We start from the raw sequence: 1,882 nt of genomic DNA, 5'->3' as shown, positions 1-1,882 counted from the left end.
ACGGCGCTGGGCCGCGCGGTGGGGTGCACCGTGCGGCCCAGAGTCATGTCGCTCAGGGGGTTCAGCCCTTGCGGGTGTTGATCTCTTCGGTGAGCTGGGGGACGACGGTGAAGAGGTCGCCGACGACGCCGTAGTCGACGAGGTCGAAGATCGGGGCCTCGGCGTCCTTGTTGATGGCGACGATGGTCTTGGAGGTCTGCATCCCGGCCCGGTGCTGGATCGCGCCGGAGATGCCCGAGGCGATGTAGAGCTGGGGGGAGACGGACTTGCCGGTCTGGCCGACCTGGGAGGTGTGCGGGTACCAGCCCGCGTCCACCGCCGCCCGCGACGCACCCACCGCAGCACCCAGGGAGTCGGCGAGGGCCTCGATGAGGGGGAAGTTCTCCGCACCGTTGACGCCACGGCCGCCGGAGACGACGATCGCGGCCTCGGTCAGCTCCGGGCGCCCGGTCGACTCACGCGGCGTGCGGGAGGTCACCTTCGTGCCGGTCGCCGTCTCACCGAAGGACACCGTCAGGGCCTCGACCGCACCGGCCGCGGCGGCCGGCTCGACGGGGGCGGAGTTCGGCTTGACCGTGATGACCGGGACACCCCTGGAGACCCGGGACTTCGTCGTGTACGAGGCGGCGAACGCGGCCTGCGTCGCGACCGGACCCTGCTCACCGGCCTCCAGATCGGTGGCGTCGGTGATGATCCCCGAACCGACCCGCAGCGCGAGACGGGCGGCGATCTCCTTGCCCTCGGCCGAGGACACCACCAGCACCGCCGCGGGGCTGACCGCGTCGAACGCGGCCTGCAGCGCGTCGACCTTCGGCACCACCAGATAGTCCGCGAACTCCGGGGCATCCGCGGTCAGCACCTTCACCGCACCGTGCTCACCCAGCACACCCGCGGCCGCCTCCGCGCCGGCACCCAGGGCGACGGCCACGGGGTCACCGATACGGCGCGCGAGGGTCAGCAGCTCCAGGGTGGGCTTGCGGACCGCACCGTCCACGTGATCGACCAGAACAAGAACTTCAGCCATGACAACGCACTCCAGACGAGAAATGACGAGAGAGAGGAACAGCGGGGAGGGACATACGGGCTAGATGAACTTCTGGCCCGCGAGGAACCCGGCGAGCTGCTTGCCGCCCTCGCCCTCGTCCTTCACGATCGTGCCCGCCGTCCGCGCCGGACGCTCGGTCGCGGAGTCGACCGCGGTCCACGCACCCGCCAGACCCACCTCGTCCGCGTCCAGACCCAGATCGTCCAGATCCAGCGACTCCACCGGCTTCTTCTTCGCCGCCATGATCCCCTTGAACGACGGGTAACGCGCCTCACCGGACTGGTCGGTCACCGACACCACCGCCGGGAGCGAGGCCTCAAGCTGCTCGGAGGCGGTGTCACCGTCACGGCGCCCGGTCACCACACCACCGTCCACCGCCACCTCCGACAGCAGCGTCACCTGCGGCACACCCAGACGCTCGGCCAGCAGCGCCGGCAGCACACCCATCACACCGTCGGTGGAAGCCATCCCGCAGATCACCAGGTCGAAGCCGGTCTTCTCGACCGCCTTCGCCAGCACCAGCGACGTGCCGATCACATCCGTGCCGTGGAGATCGTCGTCCTCGACGTGAACAGCCTTGTCCGCACCCATCGACAACGCCTTGCGCAACGCGTCCTTGGCATCCTCCGGACCCACCGTCACCACGGTGATCTCCGCATCGTCCGCCGCATCCGCGATCTGCAACGCCTGCTCGACCGCGTACTCGTCCAGCTCCGACAGCAGACCGTCGACATCCTCACGGTCCAGCGTCAGGTCATCGGCGAAATGCCGGTCACCGGTCGCGTCGGGCACGTACTTCACACAGACAACGATCCTCAAGCTCACGCCGGCTCTCCT

At 69.2% G+C, this 1,882-nt stretch carries 2 protein-coding genes; both read right to left on the bottom strand.

What is annotated here, in order from left to right:
* Positions 1 to 61: 61 nt before the first annotated feature.
* Positions 62 to 1,024: an electron transfer flavoprotein subunit alpha/FixB family protein gene (locus IF17_RS0135670; protein WP_030575357.1), complete on the bottom strand. Its 963-nt coding sequence runs from the start codon at positions 1,022 to 1,024 to the stop codon at positions 62 to 64.
* Positions 1,025 to 1,084: 60 nt separating this feature from the next.
* A complete protein-coding gene (locus IF17_RS0135665) occupies positions 1,085 to 1,870 on the bottom strand; it encodes an electron transfer flavoprotein subunit beta/FixA family protein (RefSeq protein ID WP_030575355.1) in 786 nt (261 codons plus the stop codon).
* Positions 1,871 to 1,882: the final 12 nt, after the last annotated feature.

Source organism: Streptomyces cyaneofuscatus (assembly GCF_000718135.1).
In the GTDB taxonomy this organism is placed as follows: domain Bacteria; phylum Actinomycetota; class Actinomycetes; order Streptomycetales; family Streptomycetaceae; genus Streptomyces; species Streptomyces cyaneofuscatus.
This window is presented reverse-complemented; position numbering and strand designations above follow the sequence as displayed.

What these genes read in the sequence shown, in the direction of transcription:
- IF17_RS0135670 (WP_030575357.1), bottom strand. Translation starts at nt 1,024, where the DNA reads ATGGCTGAAGTTCTTGTTCTGGTCGATCACGTGGACGGTGCGGTCCGC.